The organism is Catenuloplanes atrovinosus (genome assembly GCF_031458235.1).
Classification (GTDB): Bacteria; Actinomycetota; Actinomycetes; order Mycobacteriales; family Micromonosporaceae; genus Catenuloplanes; species Catenuloplanes atrovinosus.
The window spans coordinates 2,758,242-2,774,535 of the sequence record NZ_JAVDYB010000001.1; the positions used below are offsets into that span (position 1 = coordinate 2,758,242).

At 75.0% G+C, this 16,294-nt stretch carries 16 protein-coding genes; 4 read left to right on the plus strand and 12 right to left on the minus strand.

The features are described 5' to 3' along the window. Positions 1-233: 233 nt before the first annotated feature. Both J2S41_RS12380 and J2S41_RS12385 read left to right on the plus strand, forming a co-directional pair. The gene (locus J2S41_RS12380) at positions 234-2,027 is read left to right on the plus strand and encodes an AfsR/SARP family transcriptional regulator (RefSeq protein WP_310366957.1); all 1,794 of its coding nucleotides are present in this window, start codon (positions 234-236) and stop codon (positions 2,025-2,027) included. A 105-nt stretch (positions 2,028-2,132) separates the two neighbouring features. Next, positions 2,133-3,503 (plus strand): FAD-binding oxidoreductase, encoded by a 1,371-nt coding sequence (locus J2S41_RS12385; RefSeq protein WP_310366959.1) that lies wholly within the window; start codon positions 2,133-2,135, stop codon positions 3,501-3,503. A gap of 319 nt (positions 3,504-3,822) precedes the next feature. Here the strand turns inward: J2S41_RS12385 and J2S41_RS12390 are convergent, their stop codons facing one another. Then, entirely contained in the window at positions 3,823-4,101 is a 279-nt protein-coding gene (locus J2S41_RS12390; RefSeq protein WP_310366960.1) for a hypothetical protein, read from the minus strand. Positions 4,102-4,115: 14 nt separating this feature from the next. On the opposite strand from J2S41_RS12390, the gene J2S41_RS12395 reads away from it, so the two are divergent. Then, positions 4,116-4,256 (plus strand): hypothetical protein, encoded by a 141-nt coding sequence (locus J2S41_RS12395; protein WP_310366961.1) that lies wholly within the window; start codon positions 4,116-4,118, stop codon positions 4,254-4,256. A gap of 6 nt (positions 4,257-4,262) precedes the next feature. On the opposite strand, the gene J2S41_RS12400 is transcribed toward J2S41_RS12395, so the two are convergent. The 11 genes from J2S41_RS12400 to J2S41_RS12450 form a co-directional block, all read right to left on the minus strand. After that, positions 4,263-5,921 carry a PQQ-dependent sugar dehydrogenase gene (locus tag J2S41_RS12400; protein ID WP_310366964.1) on the minus strand — a complete coding sequence of 553 codons (1,659 nt, stop codon included), beginning with the start codon at positions 5,919-5,921 and terminating at the stop codon, positions 4,263-4,265. A 24-nt stretch (positions 5,922-5,945) separates the two neighbouring features. Further along, a complete protein-coding gene (locus J2S41_RS12405; protein ID WP_310366965.1) occupies positions 5,946-6,950 on the minus strand; it encodes an SMP-30/gluconolactonase/LRE family protein in 1,005 nt (334 codons plus the stop codon). 43 nt (positions 6,951-6,993) lie between these two features. Continuing rightward, on the minus strand, positions 6,994-7,455 hold the full coding sequence (locus tag J2S41_RS12410; protein WP_310366966.1) for a MaoC family dehydratase: 462 nt from the start codon (positions 7,453-7,455) through the stop codon (positions 6,994-6,996). Continuing rightward, positions 7,452-8,942, minus strand: coding sequence for an acyl-CoA synthetase (locus J2S41_RS12415; protein ID WP_310366969.1), 1,491 nt, complete (start codon positions 8,940-8,942; stop codon positions 7,452-7,454). The genes J2S41_RS12410 and J2S41_RS12415 overlap by 4 nt, the downstream gene beginning before the upstream one ends. Next, positions 8,935-9,828 carry an amidohydrolase family protein gene (locus tag J2S41_RS12420; RefSeq protein ID WP_310366971.1) on the minus strand — a complete coding sequence of 298 codons (894 nt, stop codon included), beginning with the start codon at positions 9,826-9,828 and terminating at the stop codon, positions 8,935-8,937. Before J2S41_RS12420 ends, J2S41_RS12415 begins: the two co-directional genes overlap by 8 nt. Then, positions 9,825-10,709, minus strand: coding sequence for an SDR family NAD(P)-dependent oxidoreductase (locus J2S41_RS12425; protein ID WP_445343921.1), 885 nt, complete (start codon positions 10,707-10,709; stop codon positions 9,825-9,827). Before J2S41_RS12425 ends, J2S41_RS12420 begins: the two co-directional genes overlap by 4 nt. Before the next feature lie 23 nt (positions 10,710-10,732). Beyond that, the gene (locus tag J2S41_RS12430; RefSeq protein WP_310366976.1) at positions 10,733-11,683 is read right to left on the minus strand and encodes a branched-chain amino acid ABC transporter permease; all 951 of its coding nucleotides are present in this window, start codon (positions 11,681-11,683) and stop codon (positions 10,733-10,735) included. Then, positions 11,680-12,540 (minus strand): branched-chain amino acid ABC transporter permease, encoded by an 861-nt coding sequence (locus J2S41_RS12435; protein ID WP_310366978.1) that lies wholly within the window; start codon positions 12,538-12,540, stop codon positions 11,680-11,682. The genes J2S41_RS12430 and J2S41_RS12435 overlap by 4 nt, the downstream gene beginning before the upstream one ends. Further along, positions 12,537-13,205: an ABC transporter ATP-binding protein gene (locus tag J2S41_RS12440; protein ID WP_310366980.1), complete on the minus strand. Its 669-nt coding sequence runs from the start codon at positions 13,203-13,205 to the stop codon at positions 12,537-12,539. Before J2S41_RS12440 ends, J2S41_RS12435 begins: the two co-directional genes overlap by 4 nt. Before the next feature lie 218 nt (positions 13,206-13,423). Continuing rightward, positions 13,424-14,197 (minus strand): ABC transporter ATP-binding protein, encoded by a 774-nt coding sequence (locus J2S41_RS12445; RefSeq protein WP_310366982.1) that lies wholly within the window; start codon positions 14,195-14,197, stop codon positions 13,424-13,426. Then, on the minus strand, positions 14,197-15,417 hold the full coding sequence (locus J2S41_RS12450; RefSeq protein WP_310366984.1) for an ABC transporter substrate-binding protein: 1,221 nt from the start codon (positions 15,415-15,417) through the stop codon (positions 14,197-14,199). Before J2S41_RS12450 ends, J2S41_RS12445 begins: the two co-directional genes overlap by 1 nt. A gap of 60 nt (positions 15,418-15,477) precedes the next feature. On the opposite strand from J2S41_RS12450, the gene J2S41_RS12455 reads away from it, so the two are divergent. Beyond that, positions 15,478-16,284: a PaaX family transcriptional regulator gene (locus J2S41_RS12455; RefSeq protein WP_310366987.1), complete on the plus strand. Its 807-nt coding sequence runs from the start codon at positions 15,478-15,480 to the stop codon at positions 16,282-16,284. Positions 16,285-16,294 lie beyond the last annotated feature (10 nt).

The following is a 16,294-nucleotide window of genomic DNA, read 5'->3' on the forward strand; positions in this document are numbered from 1 at the left end:
CGCACCCCGGGCCGATCATCCCGTTCGACAGAACCCGAATCGTCTCGCCCGTCGCGGTCGCGCCGCCCTCGGCGCGCGCGGGACTGACCCGGTAGTAGCCGGGCGCGGCCTGCGCAGGGATCACGATCGTGCTGACCGGGCGCTCCGCCGGCGGGCCGGCCGGGATTGTGACGGTCGCCCATGTGACCGGAAGCCGATCGTGGCCGGTGGGGGAGACCGGTCATCCTTAGGGGATGACCGCCGCCATCAGCATCAGCGCACTGGGACCGTTACGTGTCTGGCGGGACGGGGTGCCGCAGGCGGTCGGGTCGCCGCAGCAGCAGGCGCTGCTGGTCGCGCTGCTGATCCGGGACGGGCGGGCCGCGTCCATGGACGACCTGGTCGCGGCCGTCTGGGGGGATGACCTGCCGGACACCGCGGTCGCGACCGCGCGCACCTACATCTACCGGCTGCGGCGGCTGTTCGACGGCACCGTCGTCTCCATCGACACCCTGGGCCGGGGGTACGCGCTGAGCACCGGCCGGGCGACGGTCGACGTGACCGCGTTCCAGGCGGGCGTGGCCGAGGCGCACGAGCGGATGCGCGCCGGTGACGCGCCCGGCGCGGCCGAGCTGGTGTCCGGCGCGCTGGCGCTGTGGGAGGGCGAGGCGCTCGCCGGCGTTCCGGGACGGGCCGCGGAGCGGGCCCGGGTGCGGCTGGAGGACACCCGGGTCGCGGCGGAGGAACTGCTGTTCACGGCGCGGCTGGAGACGTCCGGCGCGAGCGCGGAGGAACTGGCCCGGCTGACCGAGCTGGTCGAGACGTACCCGCTGCGGGAGGGTTTCCGGGCGCTGCTGATGCTCGCGCTCTACCGGCGCGGGCGGCAGGCGGAGGCGCTGGAGCTGTATCAGCGCGGGCGGGCGCTGCTGCGCGACGAATTGGCGCTCGATCCCGGTCCGGCGCTGCGCGACATGCAGCGGCGCATCCTGCGCTCCGACCCGGCGCTGCTTGCCGCCGAGGCCGGTACGGGCCCGACGTACCTCCCGGCCGATCTGCCGGATTTCACCGGCCGGGTCGCGGAGCTGGCCGTGATCACCGGCGCGCTGGTGCCGGGCGCGACCGTCGGGATCACCGCGCTGCCCGGGTTCGGCCGGACCAGCACGGCGGTGCACGTGGCGCACCTGCTCGCGGGCGAGTTCCCGGACGGCCGCCTCTACGCGGACCTGGCCGCGCCGGACAGCCTCGCCGAGACACTGCTGACCTGGTCGCGGCTGTTCGGCGTGGCCGGCGCGCTGCCCGCGACCGTGACCGGCCGGGCCACGCTGCTGCGCACCGCGGCCGCCGGCCGCCGTCCGCTGATCGTGCTCGACGACGTCGAGGACCCGGCCGACGTCGCGGTGGTGCGGTCCGCGCTGCCGCACGCGGCGCTGCTGCTCACGTCGCGGCGGCGGCACCACCGGCTGGCCGGCACCGCCTGGGTGACGCTCGGCGGGCTGGCCGACGACGAGTCGATGCGGCTGTTCGAGCACATCGCGGGCGCGGCCCGGGTGGCGTCCGACCCCGGCTGGGTGCGCGACGCGATCGCCGCGATCGACGGCGCGCCGCTCTCGGTCCGGCTGGCCGCGGAACGGGTCGCGCGCCGCCCGCACCGGACCGTGCGGTCGCTGGTCGAGGAGCTCACCTCCGAGTTGCACGACCCGTACGCGCCGCTGCACGACGACTGCGTGATCGCGGAGGCGCCGATGGTCCGCGCCTACCGGCTGCTGCGCCCACAGGCCGCCCGCACGCTGCGGTTCCTGACCGCGACGGACGCCTGCGCCGCGACCGTGCCGGAGGTGGCCGCGATGCTGTGCACCACGGAGAACAACGCGCTGACCGCGCTGGACTCGCTGGTCGACCTGCACCTGGTGGCGGACGGCGCGGACGGCCGGTACCGGATCACCGACCCGATGGTGCAGGCGGTGGCGCGGCGCATGCTGCACGAGATCGACGGCCGGGACGAGATCGAGGCCGCGGTGCGGCGCGCGTTCACCCCGTCGCGCGTGTGACGTCTACGCGCCGCCTAGCGCGCGTCCATCGTTCTGCGATCATCGCGGGGTCTCATCGGATCCGGGCCCGGCACGCCGCCGGGCCGCCGTGACGAGGAGACGACGATGAGCACCGACATCCTGGCCGCACAGGTCACCGGCCCGGTCCTGACGCCGGGCGACGCCGGGTACGAGGAGGAGACCGCGACCTGGAACCTGGCGATGATCGGCCGCCCGGCGGTGGTGGTCGGCGCGACTTCCACCGCGGACGTGCGGGCCGCCGTCCGCTACGCCGCCGAGCGGGACCTGCCGATCGCGGTCAGCGCGACCGGCCACGGGCAGGCGATGCCGGCCGACGGCGCGCTGCTGATCAACCTGCGCCGGATGAACGACATCACGATCGACGCGGACGCCGGCACCGCCACGGTCGGCGCCGCCGTCGAGATGCAGGCGCTGGTCGACGCGGCCGCCAAGGCCGGGCTGGCGCCGCTGGCCGGCTCGTCGCCGAACGTGGGCGTGGTCGGCTACGTGCTCGGCGGCGGGCTCAGCTCCACACTCGGGCGTACCCACGGCTGGGCCGCCGACCACGTGCGCGCCGCCGAGATCGTGACCGCGGACGGCGCGCTGCGGCAGGTGACCGCGACGGCCGAGCCGGACCTGTTCTGGGCGATCCGCGGCGGCAAGGGCAACTTCGGCGTGGTCACGTCGCTGACCATCGGGCTGGTCCCGGTCACCCGGCTCTACGGCGGCGGGATCTTCTTCGACGGCGCGGACGCCCGCCCGGTGCTGGACGCGTTCCGCCGCCTGGTCGCGGGCGCGCCGGAGTCGCTGACCGCGTCCGTGGCGTTCCTGCGGCTACCGCCGCTGCCGTTCGTGCCGGAGCCGCTGCGGGGGCGGCTGAGCGTGCACGTGCGGATCGCGTACCTGGGTGCCGCCGAGGAGGGCGAGCGCCTGGTCGCGGACGTGCGCGCGGCCGCCACGCCGATCATCGACGCGGTGGCGGAGATGCCGTACACCGCGTTCGCCATGATCCACGCGGACCCGGTCGACCCGATCCCGGCCTACGAGTCCTCCGTGCTGCTGCGCGACTTCCCGGCCGAGGCCGCGGACGCGCTGCTCGCCGCGGCCGGGCCGGGCGTGGACACGCCGGTGCTGATGATCGAGGTACGGCAGCTCGGCGGCGCGCTGGCCCGCGACCCGCAGGTGCCGTCCGCGGTCGGCAACCGCGACGCGGCGTTCCAGCTGTTCCTCGGCGCCGCCGGCGCGCCCGGCATGGAGGAGCCGCTGCGCGAGCCGCTGTTCGCGCCGCTCCGGGCGCTCGCACCGTGGGCCTCCGGACGCCGCCAGGTCAACTTCCTCAGCGGGTACGACCGGGACGCCGCCGACATCGGCCCGGCCTACGAGCCGCGGGCGTGGGAGCGCCTGCGCGCGATCAAGGCCGCGGCCGACCCGCGCAACCTGTTCCGGGTCAACCACAACATCCCGCCACGGGACTGATCGCCCGCCTCCACCCGCGGGTGGAGACCGGCCGCCGCCTCCGTCCACGGGCGGAGGCGGCGGCACCGTGGCCGGGGCCGGGCGACCGGCGACGTGCCCACCATTCCCGGTATGCCCTCACCGCTTCGTGACCGCGGCCGGTTCACCGCCCTGGCGGCGGTGCTCGGCAGCGCCTTCGGGGCGCTCAACGTCGCCTACACCGACGACCGGGGCCTGAATCCTGGCGGCGCTGATGTTCCCGGCGCTGATCGTCCGGGTCGGGCACAGCTTCACCGTGGTGCTGCTGCACCTGTCCGGCGCGCGGCTGATCCTCGATTCGTCACCGGCCGACGCCGCCGGCGCGCTGCGGCAGGCGATGGCCCGGGGCGCACGCGGTCCTCGCCGGAGTCCGCTCCCAGCGCGGGGCGGGCGAGTCCCGCCGCTCCGCCGAGCGGCTGCTCCGCACCACCTGGTGCACCGCGCTGTCCCCGGCCATCACCGGCCTGGCCACCGCGACCGGCCGGCCCGGCCTCCAGGCCGTGCTGTGGCCGGCCGGCTCGGTGTTCGTGATCGGGCTGGTCACCATCGCCGAGGGCGCGGCCCGCCGAACACGCTGCACTACACGCTCGGTTCGTGGCCGGCGCCGGCGCGCTCTTCTCCGACCGCCCGGGCCTGTACGCCACCCTCGCCGTCACCGCGGGCGGCGGATACGCGGTCGCGGCCGTCCTGGAACGCCGCCGCCTCGCCGTGGCCCCGGCGCGGCCCGGCGGCTGATCCGGATCAGCCGTCACCCAGGGTGATCTTGAAGATCCGCTCGTCGCTGTTGCGCGGGACGCTGTCCTTGTCGCCCCTGGTGCTGGTGGTCAGCCACAGCCCGCCGTCGACGGCCGGCTCGACGGTGCGCAGCCGCCCGTAGGTTCCGGCGTAGTACTGCGCGATCCCGGTGAGGCGGTCGCCGTCGATCACCGCGCGGTACAGCCGGGTGCCGCGCAGGCAGGCGATGTAGAGCACGTCCCGGACGATCGCGATGCCGCTGCACGATGCCGACGCGACGGGGTACGTCAGCACCGGCGCGATGAAGCCCGGCGTGCCGCAGGCGTCGCCGATCGTGCCCTCGCAGGCCGGCCAGCCGTAGTTGCCGCCCTTGACCACCAGGTTGGTCTCGTCCTGCACGCTGTTGCCGAACTCCTGCATCCACAGCCGGCCGCGCGAGTCGAAGGCCAGGCCCTGCGGGTTGCGGTGCCCGTAGCTCCAGACGTAGCTGCCGGGGAAGGGGTTGTCCTCCGGAACGGCGCCGTCCGGGTGCAGCCGGAGTATCTTCCCGCCCAGGTTGGCCAGGTCCTGCGCCTGGTCGGGGTCCTGGCCGTCGCCGGTGGCCGCGTAGAGTGCGCCGTCCGGGCCGAACCGCAGCCGCCCGCCGTTGTGGTACTTGTTGCGCGGAATCCCGGTCACCAGCGTCTCCAGCGACTCGGTGCGCAGCGTGCCGTCGTACCGGAGGCGGACGATGCGGTTGTCCGTCTCCGTGGTGTGGTAGACGTACAGCCAGCGGTCGGTCTCGAAGGTGGGGGAGATGGCCAGCCCCAGCACCCCGCCCTCGCCGTCCGTGCCCGCCGCCTCCGGGATCGTGCCGATGCCGTGCTTGCCCGTGCCGTCCGCCGCCATCGCCTGGACGGTGAACAGGTCGCGCTGCGCGTAGAGCACCGTGCCGTCCGGCAGTTGCACCAGGCCCCACGGCAGGTCCCGCTCGGTCGTCACCTGGGTGATGCCGCACACGGCGGCGCACGAGCTGCCGGTGCGGACCCGGGCCGGTCCGCCGGGCGCCGAGGCGTTGCCCTGCGCGTCGCGCGCGATCACCGTGTACGTGTGATCGGCGTCGGCGGCCAGCCCGACGTCGGTGAACGTGGTGTCCGGCGGGCTGGCGGCCGAGCCGGTCAGCCGGCCGGCCGTGACGCCGTCGCGCACCACGTCGTAGCCGGTGACGGCGACGTCGTCGGTGGCCGCCTCCCATCGCAGGGTCACCTCGGTGCCGGCGGCGGTCGCGGTGAGCCCGGACGGGACGCTCGGTGCGGTGGTGTCCTCCGCGCAGAACGGCGGCGTGACCGACACCGTGCGGCTGGCCTGGGAGACGTTGCCGGCGGCGTCCCGGGCGTTGACGTAGAAACCCCAGCGCACGCCGGCGACCACCCCGACCGTGGCCGTGCGCACGTCCGCGGTGGTCGAGCCGATCGCCTGGCCGTCGTGGTAGAGGTCGTAGAACGCGACGCCGGTGTCGTCGGTGGCCGCCTCCCAGCTCAACGTGACGGTGGCGCAGGTGAGGTCACCGGCGGTCAGCCCGGTCGGCGCGGTCGGCGGCTGGGTGTCCGGTGCGGCCGCCGCGGTGAGGCCGGCCAGCACGGCGGCGGCGGTGGACGCGGCGAGCAGCGCGCGCGGTGACGACATGTGTTCCCCTTCGGCGGTGGCGGTTCAGTGCGGGTTGCCGGGCACGCCGAGGCGCACGCCGTAGAGGCCGGAGTCGCCCGTGCGCCCGGAGGTGACGAACAGCGTGCGCCGGTCCGGGCCGCCGAAGGCGACGTTCGTGGTCCCCGAGCCGGAGGCGATCGTGCCGAGCGGTTCGCCGGCCGGGCTGAAGACGTGGACGAGGCCGTCCGCGCCGGAGGCCCAGTAGACGTTGCCGGCGCAGTCGACCGTGGCGCCGTCCGGCCCGGCGACGGTGGCGAAGAGCGTGCGGGTGCCGGTGCTGCCGTCCTCGCGTACCGGATAGCTGTAGATCTTGTTCTCGCCGTAGGCGCCGACGTAGAGCGTGCCGCCGTCCGGGGACAGGGCGATGCCGTTCGGCTGCCGCAGGCCGTCGTCGACCAGCGACACCGTCCCGTCCGCCACCCGGAACACGCCGGTGCGGCCCCGCATCCCGTCCGGCCGTGCGCCGCGCTGGAAGTCGGGGTCGGTGAAGTAGGCGACGCCGTCGGAGCGGACGGTCACGTCGTTGGGCGAGTTGAACGCCGCGCCGAGGTGGTCACCGGCGACGGTCTCGCGGGAGGCGTCGGCGAGCCGGTAGCGGGAGAGGCTGCGCCGGTCGTGGGTGGCGGCGAGGATCGACAGGCCGTCCGGGGACAGGGCCAGCCCGTTGCTGCCGGAGTCCGCGATCACCGTCTCCACGCCGGTGGCGCCCGGCGTGTACGCCAGGATCGTCGACGGCTGCACCCGCTGCGGCCCGGCCGGCGCGGCCATGTCCGACATCAGCAGCCGGCCCTGGTCGGCGATCCACACCGGCCCCTCGAGGAAGTGGCGCCCGCCGAACAGGCGGGTGGCGGTGGTGGCCGGCGAGGACAGCGGCGGACCGTACCCGCCGTCGGCCGGGCAGACGCCGGGTGCTGTGCCGGGCGGCGGCTCGGCGGCGTGCGCGACCGGCGTGGCCGCGCCCGCCACGAGCAGCAGACCGGCCGCGACCAGTGCACTCCGCGGGTTCATCCACTTCCCTCCCGAACCAATACATCGACGGATGTCGATTGTATCAGCCCGGGTAGTACCGGTAGACGGCCTCGGCCACCACCGCCGGCTTGGTGGCGCCCTCGCGCTGCACGGTCATCGCCACGGTCAGCTCGACGCCGCCGCCGGCCACCTCGCGGGCGTGCAGCACCGACGCGTGCAGCCGCACCTTCGACCCGGCCGGGACCGGGGACGGGAAGCGCACCCGGTTCAGCCCGTAGTTCACCGCCATCCCCGCGCCCTCGATGCTCAGCAGCGACGTCCACAGCGGGATGACCAGCGCCAGGGTCAGGTAGCCGTGCGCGATCGTGCCGCCGAACGGGCCGGCCGCCGCCCGTGCCGGGTCGACGTGGATCCACTGGTGGTCGCCGGTGGCGTCGGCGAACGTGTCGATCCGCTCCTGGGGGACCTCGATCCAGTCGCTGTGCCCGAGGTCGAGCCCGGTGGTCGCGGCGAGCTCACCGAGCCCGCGGACGGTGGCGGTCATGCTTCCCTCCGATCGGAGACGGGTGCGCGCAGTCGCGCCTTGACGACCTTGCCGGAGCCGGTACGCGGCAGCGCCCCGACGAACACGACGGACTTCGGGATCTTGTAGCGGGCGATCCGGCCGTCCAGGAAGGCCAGCAGCTCCGCCGCCTCCACCGCCACCCCCTGAGCGGGCACCACGAACGCGCGGCCCACCTCGCCCCAGCGCTCGTCCGGCACGCCGATCACCGCGCACTCGGCGACCGCCGGATGATCCAGCAGCGCGGCCTCCACCTCGGCCGGATAGATGTTCTCCCCGCCCGAGATGATCAGATCCTTGGCCCGGCCGCGGACGTAGACGAACCCGTCCGCGTCGGTGACCGCGAGGTCGCCGGTGCGCAGCCAGCCGTCCTCGCCGAGCGCGGCGCGGGTCTCCGCGGGTAGCCGCCAGTACCCGGCCATCACGGACGGGCCCTGCACCAGGATCTCGCCGGTCTCGCCGGGCGCGGCGTCCTCGCCGCCGGGCGTGACCACGCGGACGTCGCCGAAGAACACCGGCGTCCCGGCCGAGCCCGCCTTGCGCACGCTCTCCGGCGCGCGCAGGAACAGCGCGCCGGGGGAGCACTCGGTCATCCCGTACCCCTGGAGGAAGGTCAGCCCTCGGCGCTGGTAGGCCGCGATCAGCGGTTCCGGGACCGGTGCGCCGCCGCACAGCATCGAGCGGACCGAACCGAGGTCGGCGGTGCCGAACCGGGGCGAGCGGGCGATCGCCAGGAACATCGCCGGCACGCCGAACAGGCAGGTGACCCGGTGCGTGGCGATCAGGTCCAGCGTCGCCTCCGGGTCGAACCCGCCGGTCAGCACGCAGGCGCCGCCCTTGAGGAAGGTGGGCAGCACGGTCTGGTTCAGCGCGGCGACGTGGAACATCGGCGCGCTGACCAGCGTGACCTCGTCGCTGGTCAGGTCGACGTCGATGAGCAGGTTCACGCAGTTCCAGGAGACGTTGGCGTGCGTGAGCATGGCGCCCTTGGGCCGTCCGGTGGTGCCCGAGGTATACATGATCATGCAGGTCTCGGAGTCGGCCACCCGCACGTCCACCGGCGCGGAGTCCGTCGTGGACTCGCCGGCCAGCCGCACCGGCCGCGCGGCGGCGCGCAGCCGGGTCACCGTGGGCTCGCAGGCGGGCGACCACAGCAGCACCCGCGCGCCGCAGTCGTCGAGGATGTAGTCCAGCTCCGGCGCGGCCAGCCGCGTGTTGAGCGGCACGAACACCGCGCCGAGCAGGCCGGTGGCGAACAGCGCGTCCAGGAACGCGGGATGGTTCGGCCCGAGGTACGCGACCCGGTCACCGTGGCCCACGCCCAGCCCGGCCAGCCGATGGGCGAGCGCGTTCGCCCGCGCGGCCACCTCGCCGTAGGTGTGCGACCGCCCCTCGTGGATCAGCGCCACCCGGTCCGGCGCCATCCGGGCCCGGCGCGCCGCCCACGATCCCACGCCCTCGTTACGCATCGGGCGGCCGATCGAGGCCGAGCAGCCGGGCCGCGTTGTCGCGGAGTATCCGCGGGCGTACCTCCGGCTTGATGTCGAGCGCGGCGAAGTCGGCCAGCCACCGGTCCGGCGTCAGCACCGGGAAGTCCGAGCCGAACAGCACCCGGTCGGACAGCAGCGTGTTCGCGTAGCGGACCAGCTGCGGCGGGAAGTACTTCGGCGACCAGCCGGACAGATCGATGTGGACGGTCGGCTTGTGGGTGGCGACGGCCAGCGCCTCGTCCTGCCACGGGAACGACGGGTGCGCGATCACGATCCGCAGGCCCGGGAAGTCGGCGGCCACGTCGTCCAGGTCCAGCGGGTTCGCGTACCGCAGCCTGATCCCGGACCCGCCCGGCGTGCCGGCGCCGATCCCGGTCTGCCCGCTGTGGAACAGCGCGATCGCGCCGAGCGCCTCGAGCTCCTCGTACAGCGGGTACGCCATCCGGTCGTTGACCGCGAACGCCTGCAGGCTCGGGTGGAACTTGAAGCCGCGCACCCCGTACCGCTCGACCAGCGCGCGGGCCCGGCGCACCGCCGCCCGCCCGCGCCACGGGTCGACGCTGCCGAACGGGATCAGCGCGTCCGCGTGCCCGGCGCACGCGTCGGCGATCTCCTCGCTGGAGATCGGCGGGTGCCCGGTGGCGGTCTCCGCGTCCACGGTGAACACGACCGCCGCCATCCGCCGCTCCCGGTAGTAGGCGGCGATCTCGTCCACGCCCGGCTTCCGCGCCTCACCGGTCACCTTGAAGTACCTCGCCGAGGCCGCCATCAGCTGGTCCGGCAGCGACGGGTGCCCATCCGCGGACACCTCGACGTGCACGTGCATGTCGATGGCGGACAGCCCGTCCAGCGCCGGCCCGGTCATGCCGGCGGCTCGGCGGGCAGCGGGATCCCGACCGGCTGCGCGGCCGGGGCGAACATCGGCTGCCACACGCCGGCGATCCCGTCGGCGTCCCAGCCGCCCGTCCGGTAGGCGGCCACGGTCTCCGCCGGGTGCGTCCAGAGCGTCAGCCGGTCGCCGCCGATCCCGATCGCCTGCCCGGTGATCTCGCCCGAGGCGGCGGAGGCGAGGAAGACGACCAGCCCGGCCGCGTCCTCGGCGGTGCCGAACCCGGCGCCGGCCCGCAGGTGGTCCGGCAACGGAACGCCCCGCTCCCGCCAGGCCGTCACGTGCGGGGCGAAGGCCGGGATGGTCGCGGTCATCGCGGTCGCCGCGACCGGCACCACCGCGTTGACGGTGATCCGGTCGCGGGCGCACTCCAGCGCCCAGGTGCGCATCATCCCGACGATCGCCGCCTTCGCCGCCGCGTAGCCGGTCTGCCCCGGGTTGCCGCGCTGCCCCGCCGGGGAACCGACCGTGATGATCCGGCCGCCGTCGCCCTGCGCCCGCAGCTGCCGCACGGCGGCCCGCACACAGGTGAACGTGCCGCGCAGGTGCACCGCGACGACCTCGTCGAACTGGTCGTCGGTCAGCTTCCACAGGATTCGGTCGCGCAGCACCCCCGCGTTGGTGACCAGCGCGTCCAGCCGGCCGAACGCGGCCACCGCCCGCTTCACCAGCGCGTCGGCCACGTCACTCGGGCCCACCGCGCCGGGCTCGGCCACCGCCCGGCCACCGGCCGCCTCCACGGCCGCGACCGCCTCGGCCGCGCTCGCCTCGTCGACGTCGTTGACCACGACCGCCGCGCCGGCCGCGCCGAGCGCCCGCGCGTAGGCCAGGCCGAGCCCGCGCCCGGCGCCGGTCACGATCGCCACCCTGCCGCTCAGATTCACCGTTTCCCCCTGCCGAGAACACTGTGGATGGACGGGACGATGCCGCGCGGGAGGTAGAGGACCGCGACGACGAGCACCAGGCCGTAGACGGCGTAGGAGAGCACGGCCGGTGCGTAGCCGGGCATGCCGGGCTGCGTGCCGAGCGCGGTCAGCGCCTGCACCAGCAGGGTGATCACGGTGGCGCCGACCAGCGGGCCCGCGATGGTGCCCAGGCCGCCGACGGCCGCCATCACCACGTACTCGATGGACAGCAGCACCGGGAACGAGCCGGGCGACAGATAGCCGAGGTAGAACGCGTAGACGCCGCCGGCCAGCCCGGCGAACGCGGCGGAGAGCGCGAAGACCGCCAGCCGGTACCGGCCGACCGGCACCCCGCATGCGGCCGCCGCGGCCTCCCCGGTCGCGGCGGCGCGCATGGCCCGGCCGACCCGGGAGACGACGACGTTGCGGTAGATCAGCACCACCGACGCCAGCACGGCCAGCGCCAGGTAGGCGTAGCCGCGGTCGTCGCGCAGCTCGGCGCCGCCGGCCGAGAAGCGCGGGATGCCCTGCAGGCCGATCGCGCCGCCGGCCCACTCGCCGCGGCTGAGCAGGCCGAGCAGGATCAGCTGCATGGCCAGCGTGGCGAAGGCGAGGTGGTGCCCGCGCAGGCGCAGCAGCGGCGCGCCGACCAGCAGCGCGGCGGCGGCGGCGACCAGCGGCGCGGCCAGCAGCCCCACCAGCGGCGGCAGCCCGTGGACGGCGAGCAGGCCGGCGGCGTACGCCCCGATGGCGTAGAACGACGCCTGGCCGAGCGACACCTGCCCGGCGTACCCCATCAGCATCGAGACGCCGACCGCGACCGCGGCGGTCAGCGCGAGCAGCACGTAGACCGCGAGGTGCCGCTCCGGCAGCAGCAGCGGCGCGGCCAGCGCCAGCAGCCCGGCGGCGATCCAGATCGTCCTCACGCGGTCGCCTCCTGGGCCGGCGGGGTGCGCACACCCTGCGCGATCATCACGGTCAGCAGCACCACCAGGGCCACCTCCAGCCGGTACGCACCGCCGCCGTACCCCGCCACGACGGTCTGCGCCACCCCGAGCAGCAATCCACCGGCCAGCGCCGCGCCCGGCCGGGTCAGCCCGCCGAGCACCGCCGCCGCGAAGCCGTTGACGATCAGCGCGACGTCGCTGTCGAACGTCACCTGCTGCACCGGCGTGGTGAGCACGCCGGCCAGCCCGCCCAGCGCGCCGCCGAGCGCGAAGGACAGCAGCCCCATGCGGCGCACGTCGATCCCGACCACCCGGGCGGCGTACGGGTTCGACGCGCACGCCGACAGCGCCTTGCCGAGATCGGTGCGGGCGAAGAAGACGGCCAGCGCCGCGAAGACCGGCCCGGTGACCGCGACGATCAGCAGGTAGTGGGTGGGCACCCGGGCACCGGCGATCTCCACCGCGCCGCCGAGCCCGGGGAAGGACCGCGGCTGGTCGCCCCAGATCAGGATCTCCACGGCGTACGCGAGCAGGCCCAGCCCGAGCGTGACGATCAGCGAGGCGCCCGGCGCGGTGCCGGGACGGCCGATCGCCGCGACGCCGACCAGCAGGCCCGCTCCCGCCCCCGCCACCACCCCGAGCGTCTCCGCGGCGCCGTGCGGGAGTCCGGCGGACAACAGCGACGCGGTCAGCATCGCGGCCAGCACGGCGAACCCGCCCTGCGCGAAGTCGACCACCCGGGTCACCCGGTAGGTCACCACCAGGCCGCTGCCGACCAGCGCGAACCCGGCGCCGATGCCGAGCCCGGTGACCAGGTAGCCGATCAGCTCCGTCACGGCTCCACCGCCACGTGCCCGCCCAGGTAGGCGGCCACCACGCGCGGGTCCGCCGCCAGCCCGGCGGCGTCTCCGGAGAGCACGACGCGGCCCGCCTCCAGCACGTAGCCGCGGTCGCAGAGGTCCAGCGCGAGGCGGGCGTTCTGCTCGATCAGCAGCAGCGCCACGCGCAGCGTGCGCAGGTGACCGACGATCTCCTCGACCACGAGCGGGGCCAGCCCCAGGCTCAGCTCGTCGATGATCAGTACGTCCGGCCGGGCCATCAGCGCGCGGCCGATCGCCACCAGCTGCTGCTGGCCGCCGGAGAGCGTGCCGGCGCGCCGCCGCCGCAGCTCGGCCAGGGCCGGGAACAGCCGGTAGATCGCGGTGGTGTCGCGGCCCCGGCGGCCGTTGCGCCAGCCGCCGAGGCGGAGGTTGTCGTCGACGCTCAGGTCGCCCCACACCTCGCGGCCCTCCGGCACCTGCGCCAGCCGGCCGTGCGCGGTGACCGTGCCGGCGGCCGGCCGGACCAGGCCGGAGGCCGCACGGACCAGCGTGGTCTTGCCGGCGCCGTTCGCGCCGATCAGCGCGACCCGCTCCCCGGCGGCCACGCTCAGCGAGACGCCGTCCAGCGCGGTCGCGCCCGCGTACCGCACGGTCAGGTCGCGCACCTCCAGCACGGTCATGCCGGACCGCCCTCCATGCCGCGGTGTCCGTGTGGTCGGCGCTGAGCTGATGATTCGTTCGCAGGCTCGCTCATGCCGGACCGCCCCCTATGCCGCGGTGTCCGTGTGGTCGGCGCTGAGCTGATGATTCGTTCGCAAGCTCACTCATGCCGGACCGCCCCCCATGCCGCGGTGTCCGTGTGGTCGGCGCTGAGCCGATGATTCGTTCGCAAGCTCACTCATGCGGCGGCCCGCCCCAGGTAGGCGCCGATCACGCCCGGGTCGGCGCGGACCTCGGCCGGGCGGCCGTCGGCGATGACCCGGCCCAGGTCGAGCACGGTGATCCGGTCGGCCAGCCGCATCACGAACGCGACGTCGTGCTCGACCAGCAGGATGGTGAGCCCCTCGGACCGCAGCCCGGCCACCAGCTCCGCCAGCCGCTCCCGTTCGGCGGCCCGCAGCCCGGAGGCGGGCTCGTCGAGCAGCAGCAGCCGGGGCCGCCCGCACAGCGCGCGGGCCAGTTGCAGCGCGCGTTGCCGGCCGAGCGGCAGTTCGCGAGCGGGCCGGCCGGCCCACTCGGCCAGGCCGGTGCGGGCCAGGCAGTCGGCGGCGCGCTCCCGGATCAGCCGCTCCTGCCGGTGGTGGGCGGGCAGCCGCAGCGCCGCGGCCAGGAAACCGGCGCTGGTGGTGGCGTGCGCGCCGACCATCACGTTCTCCAGCGCGGTCAGGTCCGCGAAGATCCGGGCGGCCTGGAACACCACGGCCACCCCGAGCCCGGCGCGGCGGTGCGGCGGCAGCCGGTCGATGCGCCGGCCGTCCAGCCGTACCGTGCCGGCGTCCGCGGTGAGCTGGCCACCGATCAGCGCGAACAGCGTGGACTTGCCGGCGCCGTTCGGGCCGATGACCGCGCGCAGCTCACCGGGGGCCACGGTCAGGCCGGCGTCGCGCACGGCGTAGACGCCGCCGAACGCGCGGGCGAGGCCGGCGACCTCCAGCGTGGCGCCGGCCGTCATCACCGGCCACCGATCGCGGCCAGCCGGGCCGCCGAATACTCGGTGGGTACGAACGCGCCGCCGCGCACCGTGCTGATCGCGATGTACTCCGTGGTGAGTCCGCTGTGGTCGGTCGCGGAGTAGCGGTAGGTGCCGTTCGGCGTGGTGAGCGTGAGGCCCTCCAGCGCGTCCCGCACCCGCTGCCGGTCGGTGCCGCCGGCCTTCTCGATGGCGGCGGCGAGCAGTTGCACGCCGCTCCACCCGTCCTGGGCGAACTGCGGCGGCGGATAGCCGTGCGCCGCGGTGAAGGCGGTGGTCAGCTCGTCGACCGCGGTCTTCTGCTCGCCGGCGGGCAGCGCCGCACCGGCCACGCCGATCGAGTGCGCGATGGTCACGCCCTCGGCCGCCGGGCCGGCCGGGTCGAGGAACAGCTTGCTGGCCTGCGCGCCGGTGAGCACCAGCGGGATGTCCAGGCCGGCGGTGGCGTACTGCTTGGTGAGCGCGACCGCCGGCGCGCCGGTGGCCCAGACCATCAGCGCCTGCGCGTCGGAGGAACGCACGTGGCTGAAGACGGCGCCGAACTCGGTCGCGCCGGTCTGGAACTCCTCGGTGGGGGCCAGGCGCACGCCGTACTCGCCGGATGCGCGCTGAAGGCCGTTGAAACCGGCGGCGGCGTAGCTGCTGCGGCTGTCGTACGCGACCGCGACGCGGGTGACGCCGGTGGCCTGGAAGTACTCCAGCGCGGCCCGGGCGTAGGTCGCGGAGGTGGCCGGCACGACGAAGACGTACGGGTGGACCGGGCTCACCTGCTCGTCGGCCGGAGTGAGCGAGACGTACGGGATCTCCTCGCGGTCGACCAGCGGGATGACCGCGAGCGCGGAGTTGGAGAACGGGGAGCCGATGATCGCGTCCGAGTCGCCCTTGAGCTCGTTGAAGGCCAGCACGGACTGGTCGGGGGCGCTCTTGTCGTCGCGGACGGTCAGCTCGATGCGGCGTCCGCCGATGCCGCCGGCGGCGTTGATCCGGTCGACGGCGAGCGCGACGGACTTCTGGTTCTCGCTGCCGAGCGGCGAGTAGTTGCCGGTCAGCGACACGATCTGGCCGATCCGGATGGGATCGTCGCCGCCGCCGGGATCGGTGGAGCCGCAACCGGCGGCCGTGATGGCCAGGGCGAGGGTGGTGAGGAGCGGCACGGTGTTGCGCACGGGTTCCTCCCGGGGCTCGTTACGGGAGCGTTTCATCGAAGCTAGGCTCATCGATGACGGCCGTCAAGAATCTGCCCAACATCGGAGGCGTGCCCGGTGACCGCTCCACAGCTGCGCCCGCAGAACCTGCTGCTCATGCTCCTCGGCGACTTCGTGCTGGACCGGGAGGTGTGCGTCTTCTCCGGCAGCGTGATCGAGGCGCTCGACCGGCTCGGCGTCTCGGAGCACGCCGCCCGCTCCACGCTGACCCGGATGGCCGCCCGCGATCTGCTGCGCCGCCGCCGGCACGGCCGCCGGATGTACTTCGGCCTGACCGCCCGGTCCACGGCGGTGCTGCGGGACGGCCGCACCCGGATCTGGCGGACCGGCGCGGTCGACGAGGACTGGGACGGCACCTGGACGCTGCTCTGCTTCTCGCTGCCCGAGGCGTGGCAGCGGCAGCGGCACGACCTGCGGTCCCGGCTCGCCTGGGCCGGATTCGGGCCGCTGCAGGGCGGGTTGTGGATCGCGCCGGGCCCGGCCGCCACGGCGGACATCGTGGCCGGGCTGGGCCTGACCGCGCACGTGCGGGTCTTCCGGGCCCGCGCGGACGAGCTGACCGACCTGCCGGCGATGATCGGCGACGCCTGGGACCTGCCGGGGCTGGCCGCGCGGTACGAGTCGTTCCTCGCCCGGTGGGAGACGGCCCGGCCGGACGACGCGTTCGCCGCGCGGCTGCGGCTGGTCGCCGAGTGGCACGACACCATCCGGTACGACCCGCGGCTGCCGGTGGAGCATCTGCCCCAGGACTGGCCGGGCGTGCGGGCGCAGAAGGTGTTCCGCGAGCTGGCGCCGGCCCTCGAGGCCCCGGCCCGGGCGGTCGCGGCCGGGCTGCTGGACCTGCGTCCTGACCCGGGCGCGTGACCGGCCGGCG